The organism is Gordonia sp. p3-SID1431 (genome assembly GCF_025143765.1).
In the GTDB taxonomy this organism is placed as follows: domain Bacteria; phylum Actinomycetota; class Actinomycetes; order Mycobacteriales; family Mycobacteriaceae; genus Gordonia; species Gordonia hongkongensis.
This window is the reverse complement of record NZ_JAMBDT010000098.1, coordinates 1-19,424: the sequence shown is the minus strand read 5'-3', so window position 1 is coordinate 19,424 and position 19,424 is coordinate 1. Positions and strand designations below refer to the sequence as shown.

Below are 19,424 nucleotides of genomic sequence, written 5' to 3'. Positions count from 1 at the left end.
GGGATACGCGGTCGCCGAAAACGGTTGCGAGCTCGACGAAGCCGAAATCCGCGAGCAGGTCCGCGCCCATGTACCCGGATACATGGTGCCCGACATCGTCATGCTGATCGACGAGTTGCCCCTCACCGCGAACGGCAAGCTGAACCGGCAGGCGCTGCCCGCGCCGGTGTTCGCGCGTGACGAACGGGTCGCCTACGTCGCGCCGTCGACTCCGCGGGAACGCGAAGTGGTCGCCATCGTCGAAGAGCTGCTCGACATCGAGCCGATCGGGCTGCAGGACAACATCTTCGCCCTCGGCGCGGACTCGCTCACCGCTGCCCGACTGGCGTCGCGCCTGCGCACCGTCGTCGGGCTCGACATCAAGCTGGCCAACGTCTTCGAGAGCCAGAGCCTCGGCGACATCATCCGGGTCGCGACACCGGTGACCGACGACGCCGCCGCGCGCCGGCCGGAGCTCGTGCCGCAGCCGCGCCCGGACCGGATTCCGTTGGCCTTCAGCCAACGTCGTCTCTGGTTCATCAACCGGCTGGACCCGACCTCGCCGGCCTACAACATCCCGGGGGCGGTGCGGCTCGGCGCCGACGTCGACGCCACCGCGCTCGCCGCGGCGATCGATGATGTCATCGCGCGACACGAGCCGTTGCGGACGACGTTCCCCGACGAGGACGGGGAGACCTACCAGTTCATCCATTCGGCGCAGGCGGCGGCCGCGGCGCGGTTGTTCGACGTGGTCGACGTGGCACCCGTGGACACCGAACGCAGGCTCGCCGACTTCGCGGTGACCGGTTTCGACCTGAATTACGAATATCCGGTCCGCGCACGACTTTTCCGCTCTGTGGCGCCCGACGGAACGCTCGATCACGTTCTGATCGTCGTCATGCACCACATCGTCGGCGACGGTGCTTCGCTGGGACCGTTGATCACCGACGTCCTGACGGCCTACGCCGCGCGGCTCGCCCACGAGCAGCCCGCATGGCGCCCGCTGCCGGTGCAGTACGCCGACTACGCGCTGTGGCAGCGCGACGTCCTGGGGGAGACCACCGACGACACCTCGCTCATGTCGGCGCAACTCGACTTCTGGCGCGCCGAACTGGCGGGGATGCCCGAGCTCATCTCGCTGCCCACCGACCGTGCGCGGCCCATCCGGCCCTCCGGTGCAGGCGGATACGTCGACACCCTCCTCGACGCCGACACCGTCGTCCGGCTGCACGCGGTGGCCGCACAGCACGGTGTGACCGTCTTCGCGATCTTCCACGCTGCGCTCGCCGTGGTGTTGTCGCGTCTGTCCGGCAGCGACGACGTCGCCATCGGCACCGCCATCGCCGGCCGGGACGAGCCGGAACTCGCCGACCTGATCGGCATGTTCGTCAACACCCTCGTGCTCCGCACGCGGGTGCATCCCGACACCGACCTCAACAGTCTGCTGAGCGAGGCCAATCACACTCGCGCGCAAGCACTCAGCAACGCCGATGTGCCCTTCGAGCAGGTCGTGGACGCGGTGGGTGCGCGCCGTTCCACCGCGCATTCGCCGCTGTTTCAGGTCGAGCTGGTGATGCAGCACGATCAGGTCGAGCGGCTCTTCGAGGACGAGGCCGGAATCAGCCTCATCGACGCGCGGGCACCGTTCGCGAAATACGACCTCTCGCTCAGTGTCGTCGAGTACGCCGATACCGGCGACCACGCCGGGCAGATCTCGGTGGCGTTCGGGTATGCGCGTGACCTGTTCGACGAGAGCACGATCGAACGGTTCGCCGGCTACCTCCACGATGTGTTGGGGACGATCGCCGGCTCGCTCGGGCGTGACGATGCCGGACCAGCGCTGCGCGTCGATGATCTCTTCGCGTTCCCCGAGGCCGAGGTGCACACGGTCCGGGGCTGGTCCCGCGGCGCCGCACGGGAACTCTCCGCGCCTGATCTGTCGGCTGCGCTGCTGACCGGATATCGCCGGGATCCCGCCGCGGTGGCGTTGGTCTTCGCCGGCCGCGAGGTCACCTACGGCGAATTCGCTTCCCGTGCAACGGCGCTCGCACGACAGCTGATCGACGACGGTGTCGGTCCGGATGTCGCGGTGGCCGTGTGCATTCCGCGCTCGGTGGAACTACTCGTCGCGGTGCACGCCATCGTGCTGGCAGGTGGTCAGTACGTGCCGCTCGACACCGAGGCGCCGGTCGACCGCGCCGACTACATGCTCGAGACCGCCGGTACCCGGCGCGTACTCGTCGGACCGGGGCCCCGCCCCGCCGTGGTCGACGACCTCGCCGACCGCGTCACGGTCACCGTGGTCGACGCCGCGGCCGAGATCGACTCGGACGCGGCACCGCTCGCCTCGACCGAGCGTCGCGGGCCGCTCGGTCCGGAGAACGCCGCGTACACGATCTTCACGTCCGGGTCGACCGGACGCCCCAAGGGTGTCGTCGTGTCCCATCGCGCGATCGTCAACCGCCTCGACTGGATGCAGGAGCACTACACGCTCACCCAGCGCGACGTGGTGCTGCAGAAGACGCCGGTGACCTTCGATGTGTCGGTGTGGGAGTTGTTCTGGCCCTTCATCTCCGGATCTCGGCTGGTGGTCGCCGAGCCCGGCGGGCACGGGGATCCGTCGTACCTCGTGGACATCATCCAGGACGCGGACGTGACCACACTGCATTTCGTGCCGTCCATGCTGTCGACCTTCCTCGACGTCGTCGGTGCGGACCGGCTGGCCGAACTGAGCTCGTTGCGTCAGGTGTTCACCTCGGGGGAGGCATTGACCGCCTCGACCGCGAGTGGCCTGCGCACCGCGCTGCCCGCCGTCGGGTTGCACAATCTGTACGGGCCCACCGAGGCCGCGGTCGACGTCACCGAGCACAACGTCCGCGGTTCGGAGACGGTCGTACCGATCGGGCGACCGGTGCCCAACACGACGATCCACGTCCTCGACCACCGGTTGCGTCCGCTCCCGTTCGGCGTGCCCGGTGAGATCTATCTCGGCGGCGTCCAACTGGCGCGTGGATACGTCTCGCAGGGCCGGCTCACCGCCGAACGCTTCGTGGCCGACCCGTATGGGCCGTCCGGGTCGCGGCTCTACCGCACCGGCGATCTCGGCAAGTGGAGCCCCGCCGGAGAGATCGAGTACCTGGGCCGCAACGACTTCCAGGTCAAGCTCCGGGGTCAGCGCCTCGAGCTCGGCGAGATCGAGTCGGCGCTGATGTCGGTGCCGGGCATCGTCCACACGGCGGTCACGGTCGCCGACCTCGCCGCCGGACAGAGCCTGGTGGCCTACTACTCGCCCGACTCCGTCAGCCCGGCCGAGGCCCAGTCGCATCTGACCGGGACGGTGCCGGAGTTCATGGTGCCGACGATCTGGATGCCGCTGTCGGGCATGCCGCTCAACTCGGCGGGCAAGGTCGATCGAAAAGCGTTGCCCGCGCCGGTGATCGAGACCGCCGAATTCGTGCCCGCGAGCACCGCGACCGAGCGGGTCATCGCCCGGGTGTTCGCCGATGTCCTGGGCGTGGACCGGATCAGCGTGGCCGAGTCGTTCTTCGACCTCGGCGGGAACTCGTTGAGCGCGACCAAGGTCGCGGCCCGGTTGTCGGCCGACCTCGAGGTCGACATCCCCGTCGCCGCGGTGTTCGACGCGCCGTCGGTGCGCGCGATGGCGACATTCGCCAGCGACCACGGAACTCCCTCGCGCCGGCCACGTCTGGTGGCTCGCACGCACGGGGACCGCGCGCCGTTGTCCGCCGTACAACGCGGCATGTGGTTGATCAACCGGGCCGATCCGGCGTCGCCGGCCTACAACGTCGCGATGGCGCTGCGCCTGTCGGGACAGTTGGACACCGACGCGATCGGAGGCGCCATCGAGGACCTCATCGACCGCCACGAGTCGATGCGGACGCGCTATCCGCTGATCGACGGCGAGCCGATCCAACTCGTGCTCGACCGGGACGCGGCACTCGAATTGCTGGAGCGCAGCGTCGTCGACGTCGACGACGATCCCGTGTCGGCCATCGCGGAGTTCACCGGCCGTGGCTTCGACGTCACGATCGCCCCGCCGCTGCGGATGATGTTGCTGCGGCTCACCGAGTCCGAGCACATCCTGGTCTTCGTCGTCCACCACATCACCGCGGACGGCGCCTCGATGCTGCCACTGGCCACCGATGTCATGACCGCCTATTCGGCGAGGGTGGCCGGCCGCCGGCCGGAGTGGCAGCCGCTCGCGGTCCAGTACCTGGACTACACGCTGTGGCAGCAGGAGGCACTCGCCGTCCCCGGGCCCGACGGGACGACCGAGGCGGACCGGCAGCTCATTTATTGGGCCGACCGGCTCCACAACGCGCCGGCCCGGCTGGAGTTGCCGACCGACCGTCCCCGCCCGCGGACGCCGTCCTTCGTCGGCGAGGAGGTGCGCTTCGACATCGACGGCGGCCTGGTGCACAAGCTCGAGGCGGTCGCGCGCCAGCACAACGCGACACTGTTCATGGTGATGCAGACCGCACTGGTGGTGCTCCTGAGCCGGCTGACCACCCAGCGCGACATCGTGATCGGCACCCCGTTCGCCGGGCGGGGTCAGCCCGAACTGGACGGCATGGTCGGCATGTTCGTCAACACCCTGGCCCTGCGGTCGCGGCTCCAGGACGAGGAGAAGTTCGCCGAGCTCCTGCAGCGGGTCCGCGACGAGGACCTGGCGGACATGGCGAACGCCGAGATCCCGTTCGATACGATCGTGTCATCTGTTCTCTCCTCGCCGCCCACCAGTTACAACCCGATCTATCAGGTGATGTTCGCCTACCAGAACTTCACCATCCCCTCGCTCGACATGGACTCGATGACGATCGCACCGGTATCCGAGCAGTTGACCCCAGCCAAGGTGGATCTCCAGCTCACGTTGTTCCCGAACGACTTCGGTGCACCGGCAGCAAAGGACGCTGATTCAATGACGGGCCAGTTGATCTACGCCGCCGACATCTTCACCAAGAACACGGTCGAGAGCTATGCGCAGCGGTACCTGCGAGTACTCGAGGAGGTGTCGGAAAACCCGCAGGTGCTGGTGGGCGACATCGACATCGTCACCGCGGCCGAACAGGCGGCGGCCGGTGACATCGCCGACGCCGAACGCGCCGTCTCGCTCCCCGATCTGGTCGCCCGTGCCACGGCCGCACAGCCGGATGCGGTGGCGGCCGCACATCAGGATGCGCAGGTAACGTTCATGGTGCTGTCGTCGATCAGTGATGCGATGGCTGCCGCACTCCCTGACCCGGACTCTGCCCTCACCACCGCGCTGATGAGCTTGTTGCCCGGCCTCGCGGTGTCGGGGCCCGACGCACTCGGTGACGTACTGGGAGAGCTCCGCACCAACGCCCTCCGGGTTCTGGATGGCGCGCCGTGACCGGAGGCGGGTCCCGCGGGAACGAAGCAGTGCAGTCGACCAAAGGAATGACTCAGACGTGACCGATGTCGATTCAACGGCCTCCAACATCTCTCTCACCTGGGGCTCGCGGCCTTCGACATTGCACCTGATCGCCTTCTCGGCCGGCGTCGCACCCTCCGAGACCGCCTACGAGGCGGCGTCCGGTCCGGTCACCTTCGGTGAGCTGTACGCACGGGTCTCGGCTACGGCCCAGATCTTCGTCGCCCAGGGGCTCGACACCGAGGCAGCCGTCGGCGCCGGGGTCACCCAGACCGAGGCCGCCGCCGGCCGCGCACCCGCGGAGATCGCCGACGCCACCCGGCGCGCGATCGGGCTGATCCGAGAGCGGGCCCTGGAGCTGATCGGCAGCACCGACCTCGGCTCACTGCCCGGTCTCGTCCGTTCCGCGGTGGCCCGCCACGCCGACCGGCCCGCGGTCAGCGACGCGACCGGCACCGTACTGTCCTATCGCGAGCTCGACGAGCGGTCCGAGGTGCTGGCCGGCGCACTCCGCGCCATCGGCGCAGGTCCGGGTCGCCTCGTAGGTGTCGCGCTCGCGCGCCGTGCCGAGCTGATCGTGGCCCTGCTCGCCGTCCTCAAGACCGGGGCGGCGTATCTGCCGCTCGACCGCTCCCAGCCGGTTGCGCGCGCGCAGTCGATCGTCGACGACGCCGCGCCGCTGCTGGTGCTCGCCGACGCGGAACTCGCCGCGGCGTGGGACGTCATCGACGTGCGGTTCGCGGCGCCCGAGGAGTTGGGAGCCGGGACTCCTCAGGGAGCGGTGAGAGCGCAGCCCGAACCCCTCGACGAGCGGCTGCCGGCCTACCTGATCTACACCTCGGGTTCGACGGGCCGGCCGAAGGGCGTCGTCGTCTCGCATCACGAGGTCGTCGCGCTGATGAAGGCCGCGGCGGAGGAGTTCTCGTTCGGTCCGGACGACGTGTGGACGCTGTTCCACTCCTACGCGTTCGACTTCTCGGTCTGGGAGATCTGGGGACCGCTGGTCACCGGCGGGCGCGTCGTCGTGGTCGACCAGGACACCACGCGCGATCCGGACGCCTTCGTCGAGCTGCTCGAGTCCGAGCGGGTTACGGTGCTGAGCCAGACGCCGTCGGCCTTCTACCAGCTCATCACCGCCCAGCGGCAGAAGCAGGCCTCGTTTGCGCTGCGCTACATCGTGTTCGGCGGTGAGGCGCTGAGTTTCGAACAGGTCCGGCGGTGGTTCGACGACAACCCGGCCGACGGTGCGCAGCTGGTCAACATGTACGGCATCACCGAGACCACGGTGCACGTCAGCTATCGCGCGCTGGACCGCGACGCGGTGTCGGCGGGTGACGCGTCGTTCATCGGACGGCCGCTGTCGTCGCTGGACATCCACATCCTCGACTCGCGGCTGCGGCCGGTGCCCGAGGGCGTCATCGGTGAGATGTACGTCACCGGAACGCAACTCGCGCAAGGTTATCTCCGCCGGGCCGGCCTCAGTGCCACGCGTTTCGTCGCGAACCCGTTCGTGCCGAACGGTTCCGGTGACCGGATGTACCGGACCGGCGATCTGGCGCGCCGCGTCGGCGACGACATCGAGTACCTCGGTCGGGGCGACGCCCAGGTCCAGCTCCGCGGATTCCGTATCGAGTACGGTGAGATCGAGGCCGCACTCGTCGGTGTCGACGGGATCGCGGCGGGTGCGGCGAACGTCGTGGATCTGCCCGACCGGGGTGAGATCCTTGCCGCCTACGTGGTTCCCGAGCAGGGCGCCGAGGTCGACGAACAGGTCGTGCGCCGCCGAGTCGCGGCCACGGTGCCGGAGTACATGGTCCCCGACGTCGTCATGACGGTCGAGCGGCTGCCACTGACCCAGAACGGCAAACTCGATCGCGGCGCACTGCCGCGGCCGGTGCTGGCGTCGACGACCGAGTTCGTCGCGCCCGACAACGACACCGAGGCAGCCCTGCGGGACATCTTCGCGGAGGTACTGGGTCTCGAGGACATCAGCGTCGTCGAGTCGGTGTTCGACGTCGGCGGCAACTCGCTGCTGGCCGCCCGCATCGTCGGCCGCGCCGCGGAGACGCTCGGTGTGGACCTCACCGTCCGTGACCTCTTCGACGCCCCGACGGTTCGCGACCTCGCGCTGGCCGCGGCGTCGAAGCGGCCGGGGCTGCCGCCGATCGAGCCCGTCGTCGACCGTCCGGACCGCATCCCGCTGTCGCTCGCACAGCAGCGCATGTGGTTCATCAACCGGTTCGACCCGGCCTCGCCCGCCTACAACATCCCGATGGTCCTGCGGTTGTCGGGCGAGGTGGACGCCGACGCGCTGCGTGCGGCGTTGCTCGACGTCATGACGCGCCACGAGGTCCTGCGAACCACCTATCCCGAAGCCGACGGCGACGCCTATCAGCTCGTCCACGAGCCGTCGGCGACGGCTGCGATGCTCGACTGGCGCGAGGTGCCGGAAGCGGCACTGCCGCAGGTGATGCTCGGCGGATTCGACCTGGTCGCGGAACTGCCGGTGCGCGTAGGCTTCTCCCGGATCTCGGACACCGAGGCGGTCCTCGGGATGGTGGTGCACCACATCTCGTGTGACGGCGAATCACTGGCGCCGCTGGTGACCGACCTGATCACCGCGTACACCGCACGGGTCGCCGGGCGTGCGCCCGCGTTCGAGCCGCTGCCGGTCCAGATGGCCGACGTCGCGCTGTGGCAGCGTCGGGTGTTCGGCGCCGCCACCGACGACTCCTCGCTCGTCGGGGCACAGCTCCAGTACTGGGCGCGGCAACTCGACGGCGCGCCCGACGTGCTCGAGCTGCCCACCGACCGCCCACGTCCGGCCGTGGCCTCACAGCGCGGTGCACGCGTCGAATTCAGTGTGCCGCAGGAGGTCTCGGAGCGTGTTGCGCGCCTGGCCCGGGATCGCGGGCTGACCCCGTTCATGGTCGCGCATGCGGCGCTCGCGGTCCTGCTGTCGCGTCTGTCCGCGACCGAGGACATCGCCGTCGGGACGCCGATCGCCGGTCGTGGCCAGTCGATCTTGGACCCGATGGTCGGGATGTTCGTCAACACGTTGGTCCTTCGGACCGGCGTCGACTCCTCGGCCGGCTTCGACCAACTGCTCGACGACGTCCGCCGCACCGATCTCGAGGCCTTCGCGAACGCGGACATCCCCTTCGAGGCGGTCGTCGAACGGGTGAACCCGCTGCGCACCGAGGCCTACGCGCCCCTCGCGCAGGTGTGGCTCGCCTTCGACCAGTCGGCCATCGCCGACCTGGCCTCGCAGACGTTGACGATCGGCGGGGGGACGATCGGCGAGGCCGGCGGCCTGGCCGTGACCCCGGCCGAACCGGACGAACTCTCCGCGCGCGTCGACCTGACCGTCGGCATCGCCGACAACGGCGACAACTGGCAGGGCTCGGTGCTCTATGCGACCGACCTGTACGACGCCGAATCGGTGCGCCTGTTCGCCGATCGGTTCGTCCGCCTTCTCGACGCCCTGACCGCGGACCCGGGTGCGCCCGTCGGCGATGCCGAGCTGATGACCTCGGCCGAGCACGAGGCGATCGAACGATGGGTCGGTGCGGCTGACACCGACGCCGGTCCCGGGCAGGTCGTCACGGTCGCGGATGCGCTGGCGGACTCGTTCGCCCGCAACGCGTCCCGCCCCGCCGTTCGCGCGGGCGGGCGCACCTACGACCATGCCGAGTACGGGGCGCTGGTCCACGCGTTCGCACGACGACTGCTCGAGCAGGGTGTCGGGCCGGATGTGGCGGTCGCGGTTGCCGTTCCGCGGTCGGTCGAGATGCTCGTCGCGATCCACGGGATCGTGCTCGCCGGCGGAACCTACGTGCCGATCGACCCGGAGGCGCCGGCCGAGGTCGTCCGCCGGCAGCTGGCGCTGTCCGGTGCGTCGACGGTGGTCGTCGCCGGGGCACGTCCGAGCTGGGCCGAGGCCGCGTCCACCGTTCCGGAAACCTTCGTCACCGTCGATCTCGACGCGCTCGCGACCGCTGCGTCGGCTCCCCTCACCCCCGCGGATCGTCCGGTGGCGCTGCGCGCCGGGCACCCGGTCTACACGCTGTTCACCTCGGGCTCGACCGGACAGCCCAAGGGTGTGACGGTCACCCACCGGGGCCTGCACGACATGCTGTCCTGGTTCGGGGCCTACACCGGTGACCCGGCGGACGAACGGGTGCTGGTGAAGACCCCCTACACCTTCGACGCCTCGGTCTGGGAGCTGTTCTGGCCGTTCGTCGCGGGCGCCACCGCCGTGGTCGCAGCACCCGACGGCCACCGTGATCCGGCGCATCTCGCCCGCGTCATCGCCGACGAGCGGGTCACCTCCGTCCAGTTCGTGCCATCGCTGCTCGCGGTGTTCCTCGACGAGAGCTTCGATCCCGCCACCGGTCTGTCCTCGGTGCGTCAGATCTTCACCGGCGGTGAGTCACTCACCCCCGCGGTGACGCAGCAGACGCTCGCGGCCGCCCCGCACGCGGTGGTCGTCAACCAGTACGGGCCGACCGAGATGACGGTGGACGCGACGATCCGGCCCCTGGTCGAACCGGTCGAGGTCGTCACCATCGGCCGCCCGGCACCGGGCGTGACGGCCCGGGTCCTCGACACCCGCCTCCGCCCGGTGCCGCCCGGCGTCCCCGGCGAGCTGTACCTGGGTGGCGCGCAGATGGCCCGCGGGTATGCCGGCGCGCCGGCGCTGACCGCCCAGGCGTTCGTCGCCGACCCGTCCGGCCCAGCGGGCTCGCGGTTGTACCGGACCGGCGACCTCGCACGCTGGCGCGCGGACGGTGAACTCGAGTATCTCGGCCGCGCCGACTTCCAGGTCAAGATCCATGGACAGCGCATCGAACTCGGCGAGACCGAGGCAGTCCTGTCCGCCGCGCCGGGCGTGGTCGCCGCTGCTGCCGCGGTGACCACGACGTCCGCGGGCGATGCGCTCGTCGCCTACCTGACGGGCCATCCGGGCGACACCGTGGACGTCGACACGGTCCGCGCCTTCGCCGCGGAACGGTTGCTCACCCACCTGCGCCCGACACTGTGGGTCGTCCTCGACGAGATGCCCCGTAACGCCTCCGGCAAGGTCGACCGGCGCGCGCTGCCGGCGCCCACCGTGTCCGAGTCCGAGATCGTCGAGCCGACGACGCCGGCCGAGCAGGCCCTGGCCGCTGTCGTCGCCGAGGTCCTCGGGGTCGAGCGGGTCTCGGTCGTCGACTCCTTCTTCGATCTCGGCGGCAATTCCCTGGCCGCGATGCGGGTCGCGGCCCGCGCCGGTGCGGCGCTCGGCGTCGAGGTCAGCGTCCGCGACCTCTTCGACGCACCGAGCGTGCGTGAGCTCGCGCAACGCGTCGCCGACCGCGTACCCGGCCTCCCGCCGGTCACCGCGGTACGCCCGCGCCCGGATGAGATCCCGCTGTCCTATGCGCAGCAACGCATCTGGTTCATCAACCAGTTCGACACCAGCTCGGCGGCCTACAACATCCCGATCGCCCTGCGCCTGCGCGGCAAGCTCGACCTCGCCGCGCTGCGTGCCGCGATGGTCGACGTCGTCGAGCGTCAGGAAGTGCTCCGCACGGTGTTCCCGTCGATCGACGGCGCACCGCGACAGGTCATCGGGGACGCCACCGGTGTAGGCGCCGAACTCGACTGGGCTGTCGTCGACGAGGAATCCGACCTGTTTGCCGCCGCCGGCGCGGGTTTCGATGTCGCGGTGCAGCGACCGATCCGCATCCGCGTGCATCGCGTCGACGACCTCGAACACATCGTCCTCATCGTGATCCACCACATCGCCGGCGACGGCGAATCGATGCGGCCGCTCGTCACCGACGTGGTGACCGCGTATGTCGCGCGCTCCCAGGGCCGTTCGCCCGACTTCGCGGAGCTGGAGGTGCAGTTCGCCGACGTCGCGCTCTGGCAACGTCGTGAGCTCGGTTCGATCGACGACCCGGATTCGCGGGTCTCGGCGCAGGTCGACTACTGGCGCACCGCGCTGGCGGGGCTTCCCGAGGTGCTCGAACTCCCCGCCGACCGTCCGCGTCCGAAGGTCGCGTCGATGGCCGGCGCCGAAGTCGGTTTCGAGATCGACTCGGCGACAGCAGATCTCGTCCGAAATCTCGCCACCGAGCGTGGCGTCACCGAGTTCATGGTCATCCATGCGGCACTGGCCGTGCTGCTGTCGCGACTCTCGGCCACCGACGACATCGCCATCGGCACCCCGATCGCCGGACGCGGCGACGCCGCCCTGGATCCGCTGGTCGGCATGTTCGTCAACACCCTGGTTCTGCGTACCGTCGTCGACCCGGCGCAGCGGTTCGCCGACCTTCTCGACGCCGTGCGGGTCACCGATCTCGACGCCTTCGCCCACGCCGATGCCCCCTTCGAGGCGGTCGTGGACGCACTCGCGCCGTCACGTTCGGAGGCCTTCGCGCCGCTGACGCAGATCCTGCTGACCGTCGACCCCACTCCCGCGGATCCGTCCACTCTCGTCGCCGACATCGACGAGCTCGCGGTGGAAGTGGTGGAGACCGAGGAGAACTCGGCCAAGGTGGACCTGACGGTCGGACTCCGCGGGGGTCGCGCCGGGTCCTGGATCGGCCGGGTCAACTACGCCACGGACCTGTTCGACGAGGCGACGGTCGCGCGGATGATGGATCGATTCGCGCGGTTGCTGCACGAGCTGGTCACCGACGCGACCGTGCCGGTCGGTGACGCCGACCTGTTCGACACCGACGAGCGCGAGCTGCTGACCCCCGTGGGCCGTCAGCCCGCGACACCGGCCGTGCCGCTGGCCGAGCTGTTCGCCGCCGCGGTCCGGCGCGGCGGAGCGGACCGGACCGCGGTCGTCGACCCCGAGCGGTCATTGACGTACGGCGAGCTCGATGCCGCGTCGAACCGGCTGGCTCGTCACCTGCTGGATCGGGGCATCGGCCGCGGCACCCTGGTCGCGCTGCTCATCCCGCGGTCGGCGGAACTGATGGTCGCGATCTGGGCGGTGGCCAAGACCGGGGCCGGGTACGTACCGATCGACCCGGATTACCCGGCGGATCGCGTGTCGCACATGATCACCGATTCCGGTGCGCGGCTCGGGCTCACGCTCGGCGACGTGGCCGGGCCCGGGATGCCCGGCAGCGAGTGGCTGGAACTGGACGCGCCGGAGCTCATCGAAGCCGTTGCGGCGGCCAGTGATTCGCCTGTGACCGACGCCGACCGGCCGAGCGCGGTCGGGGCCGACGACACGGCCTACGTGATCTACACGTCCGGATCGACCGGCACGCCCAAGGGCGTCGAGGTCACCGCGGGCGGCCTGCGCAACTTCGGCGTCGAGGCCGCGGAGAAATCCGGCATCACCCCGGACTCACGCGTCCTGGGTTTCGCCTCACCCAGTTTCGACGCCTTCGTGCTCGAGTATCTGCTCGCCTTCACCGTGGGTGCCTCCGTCGTGTACCGGCACCGCGACGCGGTGGCCGGTGCACCGCTCGCGGACTTCATGCGCGAGCACCGCGTGACCCATACATTCCTCACCCCGACAGTGCTCGCCTCCCTCGATCCGGCCGACCTCCCGGATCTGCACACCGTCTACGCGGGCGGTGAGGCGGTCCCGGACACCTTGCGTGACCGCTGGGCACCACTGGTGCGCTTCCAGAACCTCTACGGACCCACCGAGACCACGATCGGTGTCGCGATCGGCCCGCCCATGCGGGTCGAGGAACCGGTCCTCGTCGGACCGCCGATCGGCGGCGTCGACCTGCTGGTGCTCGACTCCCGGCTCCGCCCAGTTCCGGTCGGGGTGGCGGGCGAACTGTACGTGAGCGGCCCGGCCCTGGCGCGCGGCTACCTCGCGCGCCGCGGCCTGACCGCGGAGCGCTTCGTCGCCAACCCCTTCGGCGCGCCGGGCGACCGGATCTATCGCACCGGGGACATCGTCCGCTGGGCCCGTGACCGCGACGGGTCGCTCTCGGTGGACTATGTCGGTCGTAGCGACGACCAGATCAAGCTTCGCGGTCTGCGTATCGAACTCGGCGAGATCGAGAGTGCGCTCGGCGATCACCCCGCGGTGGCCTCCGCGGTCGTCGTCGGCGTCGACTCCGACGGCGGGCTCGCCGCGAGTGGACAGTCGGTCGTCGCGGCGCTCGCCGCCTACGTGGTGTTGCGCGACGCAGTCGACATCGCCACGCTGCGTGAGCATCTCGCCGACCGGTTGCCGTTGTTCATGGTGCCGGCCGGGATCGTCGTGCTCGACGCACTGCCGCTGACCCCGGTGGGCAAGCTCGATCGTCGGGCACTCCCCGCGCCGACCATCGAGGTCGACTCCGATCATGTCGACGCCGAGACGCCGGTCGAGCAGCAGCTCGCCACGATCATCGCCGGACTCCTGGGTCTCGAACGCGTCAGCGTCAGCGACTCCTTCTTCGCCCTCGGCGGCGATTCCATCATGTCCATTCAGGTCGCTTCGGCCGCGCGGGCCGCCGGGATCGATGTGTCGCCTCGAGACATCTTCGAGCACAAGACCGTTCGGGCGATTGCCCGCGCCGTCGGCGCCCGTGGCGAGCGGGTGCCCGCCCTCGAGGAACCGGCCGGCGGCGGGATCGGCCCGATGGCCGTGCCGCCGGTGGTCTCGTGGATCCTCGATCAGACCGACGTGGTCACCGACTTCGCCGATTTCTCCCAGTCCATGGTGCTGACCGCGCCGGCCGGACTCACCGTCGAGATCGCGCAGGAACTCCTCGCGCAGGTCGTGTCCGTGCATCCGATGCTCGCCGCGGCCGTCGAATCGGGGCCGGATGGTGAGTGGCGCATGCGCACCGGTGTCGCGCCACTGGTGCCCGGTGCGGTCACCGCGCTCGCTTCTCCCGCGCTCGTCGGCGACCCCGGCTTCTCCGACACCGTCGTCGCGGCCTTCGAGGACGCCTCCCGGCGCCTCGACCCGACCAGCGGGAAGCTCGTCGCGGCCGTTCTGGTCACCGCCCCAGACGCCGCCGCACGGCTCGTCGTCGTGATCCACCACCTGGGCGTCGACGCCGTCTCGTGGCGGGTCATCATCGAGGACCTGCTGACCGCGTGGGCGCAACATCAAGGCGGTCAGGCGTATTCGTTGCGACCGGAGGTCACCTCGGCGCGCGCCTTCACCGCCGCGCTCGATGCCCAGCGGGCCGGGCGATCCGACGAGTTGCGCTATTGGCTCGAACGGTCGCCGGAACGGGTCACCGACCTCGGGGCGGAGGTCGACCGCGCGCGTGACCGCATGTCGACCACTGAGACCGTGGTGCACTCGGTCGGCTCGTCGGTGACCGAGGCGCTGCTGACTTCAGTGCCGACCGCCTTCCGCGGCAACGTCAACGACGCTCTCGTGGCTGCTCTGGCGCGCGCCGTCCGGTCGTGGCAGCAGGCCCGGGGCATCGCCGACGACCGGCCGGTGACCATCCTGCTCGAGGGTCACGGCCGATATGAGGAATCCCTCCTGCACGGAACCGATCCGCGGACCGTGGATCTGTCCCGGACCGTCGGGTGGTTCACGACCATCGCGCCGATGGCCGTCGACGTCCGCGGTGACGCTGTCCACACGGTCAAGCTCGCCAAGGAGGAGCGGGTCGGCCAACCCGACAACGGGATCGGTTACGGACTCCTCCGCTACGGCGACACCGAGCTGTCCCGGCGACCGTTGCCGAGCATCGGCTTCAACTACCTCGGCAACGTCACGGGAACCGGGGCCGGCGGCGAGAACGCCTCGGCCGTGGGCGAGGCGGGCATGCCGTTCCTGCCCGACCCCGCCGCACCGCGCCTGCCCGGCACGGTCACCGGCGCGATGGTCGTGCCGAACCTGCTGAGCATCAACGCGGGAACCGCGATCGGCGACAGCGGTCGCGAGTTCGTCGCGGGATTCACGTTCCCGCGCGGCGCGATCGACACCGAGGCGGTCGACGACCTCGCGCGGCGCTGGGACGCCGAGCTCGCGACCATCGTCGACGAGGTCGCCCGCGTCGGCGATCCGGGACTCTCCCCGTCGGATGTCCTCGGTGCGCGCGTCACCCAGGACGATCTCGATCACCTGGCCCGGCGGTATCCGGGCGCCGACGTGTGGCCGCTGTCGCCGCTGCAGCGCGGCCTGCAGTTCCAGGCCGAACTCGCCGCGGCGGGCCGCGAAGCCGGGGCGGTCGACGTCTACACCGCGCAGGCGGTTCTCACGCTCAAGGGCGAGGTCGACGCCACCCGTCTCGCCGAGGCCGTGCGCGAGGTCTTCGCCCGCCATCGGGTACTCCGCTCCAGTTTCGTCCGGGTACCCAGCGGCGAGGTCGTCGTGGTGGTTCCGGAGACGGTCGAGATCCCTTGGCGGACAGTGGACGCCGATAACGGCGACGACGCGATCGACGCGGTCGCGCAGGTCGAACGCGCGACGCCGTTCGACCTCGAGTCCGGCCCGCTCATGCGGTTCGTCCTCGTCCGCAGTGGCACACGCTCTACGTTGGTCGTCACCAGCCACCACATCCTGATCGACGGCTGGTCGAGCCCGCTGATCATGGCCGACCTGTTCGCGCTGTACGCCACCGGTCAGACCTACACCGGCACCGTCGCCGCCGAGTCCGGGGCTCGGGGAGACTACTTCGACTACCTGCGGTACATCGCCGCCTCCGACACCGAAGCGGGACTGGCGGCCTGGCGGTCGGTGCTGTCCGCCGTCGACGAGCCGACCCTCGTCGGCTCCGGCCGCGAGGCGACCTCCGATCAGCTTCCGCGCGATCACAGCGTGCTGCTCCCGGCCGAGATCACCTCCGCCGTCGACGACCTCACGCGCGCACGGGGAGTCACCGTCTCGACGGTGATGCAGTTCGCCTGGGCGGTGCTGCTCTCGCGCATCACCGGCCAGCGCACGGTCGTCTTCGGCGAGACCGTCTCCGGACGTCCGGCCGATCTGGACGGCGTCGAGACGATGGTCGGCCTCTTCATCAACACCTTGCCCGCGGTCGCGGACGTCGACCCGGGCGCCCGCGCCGCCGACGTCCTGGACGCGCTGCAGGCCTCGAAGGTCGCAGTGCTCGACCACCAGCACCTCGGACTGCCCGAGCTGACCGCACTCGTCGGTCGCGGACAGCTGTTCGACACCCTCGCGGTGCACGAGTCCTATCCGGTCGACGCCCAGTCGCTGAAGCAGGGGGCCGACGCCGGCGGCATCGGGATCGAGGATCTCGACGCCACCGACTCGACCCACTACCCGCTGAATCTGGTGACCGGCGTGGTCGGCGACCAGATCGAGCTGAAACTGAAGTATCTGCCCGCCGCCTTCGACGAGCGACAGGTCCACGTGTACTCCGATGCGCTCGTCCGCATCCTGCGTGCGCTGGTCGACGACCCGACGGTTGCGGTCGGCGCCATCTCCCTGCTCGACGACGCCGAGTACCGCAGCGAGCTCACGCCGCCGGTCACCCGGACCCGCAACACCGACGTCTCGCTCGCCGAGTTGTTCGCGCGGGCAGCGCGCACCCACGCCGACCGTCCGGCCGTCACCGACACCACGTCCACACTCGACTACCGCGAGATCGACGAACGTTCCGCCGCGGTCGCCGCGGCCCTGCGTGCGCGAGGAGTCTCCACCGGCGACCTCGTCGCCGTGGCGACCTCCCGCGGCGTCGATCTCGTCTCCTCGATCCTGGGTGTGTTGCGTTCCGGCGCCGGCTATCTGCCGCTGGACACCACCAATCCGGTCGACCGCCTGCGTTTCATCGTCTCCGATGCCGCGCCGAGCGCGGTGATCATCGACGACACGACCGCGGACTTCGAACTGTGGTCCCAATTGGGCACCACGCCGGTGGTGCCGGTCGCGCAGCTGATCGCTGAGGGTGCCGCTGCGACTCCGGAACCGGAACCGGTTGCGGTTCATCCCGATTCGCGTGCCTACGTGATCTACACGTCGGGTTCCACGGGCCGGCCCAAGGGTGTCGAGGTCACCCACCGCGATGTGGTGACCCTGATGGACACCGCCGCAGATGATTTTGACATCGACGAGACGGACGTGTGGACGATGTTCCACTCGTACGCGTTCGACTTCTCGGTCTGGGAGCTGTGGGGGCCGCTGCTGACCGGTGGCCGCTTGGTCCTGGTCGACCGGGATCTGGCGCGGGCGCCGGAGGAGCTCCTCGACCTGCTCGCCCGCGAACGGGTCACCGTGCTGAGCCAGACGCCGTCGGCGTTCTACCAGCTCGCCGAGACCCGACGACGCCGCGACACCCCGCTGTCGTTGCGCTACATCGTGTTCGGCGGCGAGGCGCTCAGCTTCGAGCAGGTGCGGCGCTGGTTCGACGATCATCCGGACGAGACCACGACGCTGGTCAACATGTACGGCATCACCGAGACGACCGTGCACGTCAGTTTCCGGCCGCTCGACCCGCACTCGGTGGCGGCCGACGACGCGAGCTTCATCGGCCGGCCGCTGTCGTCGCTGGCCATCCACGTGCTCGACGACCGGCTGCGGCCGGTCCCCGAGGGCATCGTGGGCGAGATGTACGTCACCGGTGGACAACTGGCCCAGGGCTACCTGAAGCGCGCCGGGCTGTCGTCGACGCGTTTCGTCGCGTCACCCTACGGCGAGCCCGGAACCCGCATGTACCGCACCGGCGACCTCGCCCGTCGCGTGGGCGACGACATCGAGTACCTCGGGCGCGGTGACGCGCAGGTGCAGTTGCGTGGCTACCGGATCGAGTTCGGCGAGATCGAGGCGGCACTGCTGGCGGTGCCGGGTGTGAGCGCGGCAGCGGCCCGGGTCGTCGACATCCCCGGTCGCGGTGAGCAACTCATCGGTTACCTGGTCCGCGACGAGCAGGACGCGGTCGACGCGACCGAGGTCCGGCGCATCGCCGGCCGCGCGGTGCCGTCGTACATGGTCCCCGACCAGATCATCGACGTCGACACCCTGCCGCTCACCGCGAACGGCAAACTCGACCGCGATGCCCTTCCGATACCCGACTCGGCCACTGTCGTCGAGGAGATCGTCGCACCCACCGGCCCGCAGGAGACCGCCGTCGCGCAGGTCTTCGCCGACGTCCTCGGTGTCGACGAGATCGGGGTCACGACGAGCTTCTTCGATCTCGGCGGCAACTCGCTGTCCGCGACCCGCCTCGCCTCGCGCGTCGCCGATGCACTCGGCGCCGACGTGTCGGTGCGAGACGTCTTCGAGGCACCGTCCGTCCGGGATCTGGTGGACGCCGTGTCCGGCCGCGGCAGCACCCTGCCACCCGTGGTGGCGGTGTCGCCCCGCCCCGAGCGCATCCCGCTGTCGTTCGCTCAGCAGCGCCTGTGGTTCATCAACCGGTTCGAGCCCGCGTCGTCGACCTACAACATCCCGATCGGTCTGCGCTTGCGCGGCGACCTCGACACCGACGCGCTGCGCGCCGCGGTGACCGACCTCGTCGCACGGCAAGCGGTGTTGCGCACCACGTTCCCCGAGGTCGACGGCGTTCCCCACCAGCGCATCGACGGCGCGGACCAGGTCGACCGACTGGACTGGGCGGTCGTCGGCTCCCAGGCCGAGATCGAGTCCGCGGTCACCGACGGCTTCGACGTGACCGCCGAGTGGCCCATCCGCGCACGCCTGTGGCCGGTGAGCGCGGGAGAGTTCGTCTTCGTGGTGGTCGTCCACCACATCGCCGCCGACGGCGAGTCGATGAGACCGATGCTTGCCGACCTCATCACCGCCTACGGTGCGCGAGCCGCCGGCCGGGACCCGGTCTTCGCGCCGCTCGAGGTCGAGTTCGCCGACTACGCGCTCTGGCAGCACGACGTCTTCGGCTCCGCCGGTGACCCGGACTCGCGCATCGCCGCGCAGCTGGACCACTGGGTCCAGCGCCTCGCGGGAGCCCCGGACGTGCTCGAGCTGCCCACCGACCGGCCGCGGCCGGCCGTGGCGTCGCAGCGCGGCGCCCGGTTCGACTTCGACATCCCGGCCGAGATCGGGACCGCGATCGAACGCATGGCCGCCGAGCGGGGCGTCACCCCGTTCATGGTCGTCCACGCGGCCCTCGCGGTCCTTCTCGCACGCCTGTCG

At 70.1% G+C, this 19,424-nt stretch carries 2 protein-coding genes; both read left to right on the top strand.

Features of this window, described 5'->3' with window-relative positions; genetic code table 11:
- The first annotated feature begins 82 nt into the window (after positions 1-82).
- Entirely contained in the window at positions 83-5,371 is a 5,289-nt protein-coding gene (locus tag M4D77_RS19635) for a non-ribosomal peptide synthetase (protein WP_311199331.1), read from the top strand.
- 58 nt (positions 5,372-5,429) lie between these two features.
- On the top strand, positions 5,430-19,424 hold a 13,995-nt coding region (locus M4D77_RS19630), incomplete at its 3' end, for a non-ribosomal peptide synthetase (protein WP_259937097.1).